The sequence below is a fragment of the Massilia aerilata genome, from assembly GCF_042656905.1.
In the GTDB taxonomy this organism is placed as follows: domain Bacteria; phylum Pseudomonadota; class Gammaproteobacteria; order Burkholderiales; family Burkholderiaceae_D; genus Telluria; species Telluria aerilata.
In genome coordinates, this window is sequence record NZ_JBHSMZ010000025.1 from 1 (window position 1) to 5,140 (window position 5,140).

A 5,140-nucleotide genomic window follows, 5' to 3' on the forward strand; every position below is an offset into this window, starting at 1 on the left:
GTTTAATTCGTTGATTCTATTAAACTTTTCGTGCGCTGCAGAAGCAGGAGGCGAACTATAGCAAACAGCCGAGCTCATGCGCAAGGGCCACGCGTCGCTTTTTTTTGCACACAGGCCGTCGGCAAGATTGCCGGCTTTATTTGCGCAACTGCTCGAGGATGGCGTGGGCCGCCTGAATCCGCGCCGGAATCGGATAATTTTTATTCGCCAGCATGACGATGCCGACCCGCTCGTCCGGCACAAAGAGCACATAGGCGCCAAAGCCGCCGGTGGCGCCGGTCTTGTTGAACAGCGTGCCGCGCGAGGGCGCCTGCGGCGGCTGCAAGTGGGTGGCTGGATTCAGGCCGCGGCTCATCTTCTCGGAATTCCCGGCCTGGAGCTGCGCCAGGCTGACCGGCGCGCGGTATTGCTCCCAGCCGAGTCCCTGCACCATACCGCCGATCTGGAAATAGCCGGTATGCGTGCACTGCACCGCCTCGCGCATCGGTTCCGCTAGCTGGCCTGGGTCGATGTTCGCCTGTACGAAGCGGATCATGTCGGCAGCGCTCGACTTGACGCCATACGCCTCGGCATCGAAGACGCCGGGATTAACCCGCACCGCCTTGTTCGCGCTGTTGTAGCCCCAAGCGTAGTCGGACATCGCCGCGGCCGGTACGCGGATATGGCTGTGCTTCAGGCCGAGCGCAGGAAACAGCCGGCCCTCCATCGCATCGCTAAAATTGGATTGCAGCGCGAGCGCCGCCAGGTGCCCGAACAGGCCGATGCTCGGGTTCGAATAGCGGCGCTGCATACCCGGTGGCGCGTCCGGGGTCCAGTTGCGAAAGTATGCCGGCATCTTCGCATCGTCCTCGGCCTCATCAGGGAATTGCAGCGGCAGGCCACCGGCGGTGTAGGTCCCGAGCTCCAGCAGGCTGGCGCGGTCGATCGCGCTGCCCTTCAGCTGTGGCATGTATTTACTCGGGTGATCGTCGAAGGACAGCTTGCCCTGCCCTTTCGCGTAGCAGCCCAGCGTGGCGGTGAAGGTCTTGCTGACCGAGCCCAGTTCGAAAAGCGTGGTCTCGCTGACGGGAATCTGCTTTTCTTTCGACGCCAGGCCGTAATTGAAAAAGCTGACATGGCCGTCGACGGTGACGGCGACCGCCAGGCCGGGCACGTCGTGCTGCGCCATCATGGGCTTGATCGCCTTGTCGACGGCGTCGCGGATTGCGGCTTTGTCGGGTGCGGCTTTGCCGCTCAAGGGCAGAACGCAGAGACTGGCAAGGACAAAGGCGTGCAGGTGCATGATGGATGAAAGTTTTGGTTGACGATGAACCAGTATAGACAGCACGCCGCCGGCGCAGCCAGTGCGGCCGTCCCGGCGCCCCAGCTTTTCGTCACATCCCAGACTTCAGCGCGCCCAGATAGCGTTCGCTGACGGCCACCGCGGCGCCGCAACGCAGCGTCAGCCTGTAGCTGCCATCGCCGACGGTCTCCAGGCGCGCGATCTGGCTGCGCCTGACGATCGCGCTGCGGTGCACGCGCAGGAAGTCGCCCGGTGCGAGCAGCGCTTCCAGGCGGTTCAAGGTGATGCGATGCAGGACCGCGCGGCCCTCCAGATGCAGCTCGACGTAGTTGCCGGCCGATTCGACCCACAGGATGTCGTCCACGCGGATCTGCTCGATGCGCCCGACCGAGCGCACATTGATGCGCGCCGGCCGCTCGACAGCCTGGCCGGCGTCCACGTAGTCGCGCAGCGCGGCGCCATACGCTTCGCGCTGACGCTGCCCCAGCATGGCGCCGATGCGCTCGACGGTCTGGGCCAGGCGCGCATCGCTCAGGGGCTTGAGCAGGTAGTCGAGCGCATGCACCTCGAAGGCGTCGACCGCGTGTTCGCTGTAGGCGGTGGCAAAGACGATCAATGGCGGCACGCGCAGGCGGCTGATCTCGCGCGCGAGGACCAGGCCCGATTCGGACGGCATCTGGATGTCGAGGAAGATCACGTCGACCTCGTGCTCCGCCAGCGCCCTGCGCGCGGCGGCCGTGCTGTCGCATTCCGCCAGCAGCCGCCATTCCGGATGCGCAGCCAGGGCCAGGCGCAGGTTGGCGCGGCTCGGTGCTTCATCGTCGACGATCAGGTAGCGCACGCTCATCCCTTACTCCTGATCCAGCGGCAGGCGGACTTCGGCGACGAAGCGGCCGTCCTGCTGGTTGGTCGACAGCGAGGCTGTCGGATGCATCAGCTTCAGGCGCTCGCGCGTGTTTGCCAGCCCGAGCCCCGCACCGGGATTCGGCGAGGCTTGCGCGCTGACGGGGTTATCGACGCGGATCGCCAGCACCTCCCCCTCCCTGGCGAAGCCGAGACGGATGTCGCTCGGGCCCTCGCGGCAATCGAGGTCATGGCGCAGCGCGTTCTCGATCAGCGGCTGCAGCAGCAGCGGCGGACATGCCACCTCGTGCAGCAGCCGCCCATCGCCGTCGATCTGCACCTGCAGGCGTTCGCCATAGCGCAGGCGCTGCAGGTCAAGGTAGTCGCGCACGAACTGCAGCTCGGCGGCGACGGTGACGGTATTGCGCACGCTCGCCGACAGCGCGTAGCGCAGCAGGTCGCTCAGGCGGCCGATGCCGCCGAGTGCCAGGCCGCGGTCGCCGTCGCGCACCAATGCGCTGATCGCATTCAGGGCGTTGAACAGGAAGTGCGGCTCGAACTGCGCGCGCAAGGCCAGCATGCGCTGCTGTTCCAGGGCCAGGCGCAGGTTGAGCATGTCGTTCTGGCTGCGCTGCCAGGCCAGCTCGCGCTCCCTGGCCTGGCGCCAGTAGTGAATCGCGAGGATGGCGGCGAAGGTGCCGGTGGTCGAGAACCAGCCGACCAGCAGCATCTTCATCAGCAGCAGGCGCGCGTCTTCGAGGCTGGCGATGTGCAGATAGCCGCGCAGCCAGGCCATGTAGGTCCACTGCGCAGGCTGGAACACCAGCACGAGGCCGACGAACAGCGCGAACACGTTACGCGGCCGCGCGATCAGGGCCGGCCAGCGCGCCAGGACCAGGCTCAGGCCCGCGCTCAGGACGATCAGCGGCACGGCGTATTCGATGAACCAGGTGACCAGCAAGGCGGGATAGTGGCTGTCGACGCCGATGCGCAGGTTGTCGCTGTAGGTCTGCAGGGCGCCGAGGGCGCTGATCGCCGCCCATACCAGCACGACGGTGGCAATGGTCCTGGGCGCGGGAGGCGTGTTGGTCGAAGAGGCTGGCGTCATCGGAAAAGTATAGCAGCGGGGCTCTTATGCCGGACCGCCTTGGCCATCGGCTTCATCACGCCGATGCGGAGTTTCGTCACCGGCTTGCTGCCGGCATGCCGAGGCAGTTGCAGAATCGTTCTGCTCTTTTCTCAACTCTGATTCTTCACCCATGAAAACAACCATCTGCCTTGCCTTGAGCCTCGCCCTGGGCGCCTGCACCATCGATGCCGGCGCCGCCGACTGGAACGCGCCGCAGGATCCCTTCCCCCTGTACGGCAACACCTATTATGTCGGCACCGGCGGCATCAGCGCCGTGCTGATCACCTCGCCGGCCGGCCATATCCTCATCGACGGCGGACCGCCCGGCGCATCGAACCAGATCGCCGAGCATGTCCGCAAACTGGGCTTCAAGGTCGAGGACATCCGCTACATCCTGAACGGCCACGAGCACTTCGACCACGCCGGCGGCATCGCAGCCTTGCAGAAGATGAGCGGCGCGACCGTGCTCGCCAGCCCGGCATCGGCAGCGGTGCTGCGCAGCGGGCAGCCGGACGAGCGCGACGCGCAGTATCCCGGCCTGCAGGCAATGACGCCGATCGCGAAGACGCGCGCGGTGCGCGACGGCGAGGTGGTGAAACTGGGACCGCTGGCCGTCACGGCCCGCTTCACCCCAGGCCATACGCCGGGCGCCACGACTTGGACCTGGCGGGCCAGCGAGGGCGGCAAGACCATGAACATCGTGTATGGCGACAGCGTGAACGCGCTTGCCGCCGACGGCCGCAGCTTCAGCAGGAATCCGCTGTATCCGAACGCGCGCGCGGACGTCGAGCGTTCGATCGCCACCGTCGAGACGCTGGACTGCGACGTGCTGGTGAGCGCGCATCCGGAACTGAGCGACTTGTGGGAGAAGAAGGCCCGGCAGGCGACACTAGGGAATGCGGCCTTCGTCGACCGCGACGGCTGCCGCAAATATGCGGCGAAAGCGCGGGCTTACCTGGCGAAGACCATGGCGGCCGAATCCGATACCGCGCCGTCGGCCTACCTGCTCGACGACACCGAAGTGCGCGACGTCCACTCGCAAGCCTTGAACCGCGACTACCAGGTCTTTGTCGCCCTGCCGGAATCCTACCGGTCGTCGGCGCGGCGCTATCCAGTGCTGTTCGTCACCGACGCCGCTTACGGATTCCCGGTAGCGCGCAGCATCGCCCAGCGCCTGTCCAAGCATGCGGGCCTGGAGGAAGCGATCGTCGTCGGCCTGTCCTATGCGAAGGGCGATAGCGCCGTGTACAGCCGGCGCCGCGACTATACGCCGTCGATACCGCGCACGCAGAGCTATGCGTCCGACACGCCGGGCCGCGCGGTGGCTTTCGGCGAGGCGCAGACATATGGCGCTTTCATCGCCGACGAGGTGGTGCCGCTGATCGGGTCGCACTACCGCGCCGACATGCGGCGCAAGATCTTCGTCGGGCACTCCTATGGCAGCCTGCTGGGTTTGCAGATACTGCTGACGCGGCCGGCGAGCTTCGAACATTACATCCTCGGTAGTCCTTCGCTGTGGTTCGACCGCGGTGTGATGTTCGACCGTGAAAAAGCATATGCGCAGGCGCACAAGGACATGACGGCATCGGTGTTCTTCGGTATCGGCGGACTGGAAACGCTGGCGGCCGGGAAAAAACGCTCACGTAGCGAAGAGGATGCCGATATGGTCGCCGACCTGCGCGAATTCGATGCGGCATTGAAGTCGCACCGTTATCCAGGACTGGCGACGCGACTGGAAGTGTTTGCGGACGAGGATCACGCGAGCGTGTTCCCGCTGGTACTGACGCACGGACTGCGGACGTATCTGAAGAAGGCACGCTGAAAAGCAAAAAGCCCGCCCAGAATTAACTGGACGGGCTCTGCATAATAATTAGCCTGACGATAAC

Annotated in this window: 4 protein-coding genes; 1 reads left to right on the top strand and 3 read right to left on the bottom strand. The window is 65.4% G+C overall.

Going from position 1 to position 5,140, the window contains the following annotated elements:
* Positions 1-136: 136 nt before the first annotated feature.
* The 3 genes from ampC to ACFPO9_RS25220 all read right to left on the bottom strand — a co-directional run bounded on the left by ampC (position 137) and on the right by ACFPO9_RS25220 (position 3,233).
* The gene (ampC, locus tag ACFPO9_RS25210) at positions 137-1,282 is read right to left on the bottom strand and encodes a class C beta-lactamase (RefSeq protein ID WP_379776572.1); all 1,146 of its coding nucleotides are present in this window, start codon (positions 1,280-1,282) and stop codon (positions 137-139) included.
* A gap of 91 nt (positions 1,283-1,373) precedes the next feature.
* Positions 1,374-2,129, bottom strand: coding sequence for a LytR/AlgR family response regulator transcription factor (locus ACFPO9_RS25215; RefSeq protein ID WP_379776574.1), 756 nt, complete (start codon positions 2,127-2,129; stop codon positions 1,374-1,376).
* 3 nt (positions 2,130-2,132) lie between these two features.
* The gene (locus ACFPO9_RS25220; protein WP_379776577.1) at positions 2,133-3,233 is read right to left on the bottom strand and encodes a sensor histidine kinase; all 1,101 of its coding nucleotides are present in this window, start codon (positions 3,231-3,233) and stop codon (positions 2,133-2,135) included.
* A 151-nt stretch (positions 3,234-3,384) separates the two neighbouring features.
* Here ACFPO9_RS25220 and bla point away from each other — a divergent pair, with 151 nt between their 5' ends.
* On the top strand, positions 3,385-5,076 hold the full coding sequence (gene bla / locus ACFPO9_RS25225) for a subclass B3 metallo-beta-lactamase (protein ID WP_379776580.1): 1,692 nt from the start codon (positions 3,385-3,387) through the stop codon (positions 5,074-5,076).
* The last annotated feature ends 64 nt before the right edge of the window (positions 5,077-5,140 follow it).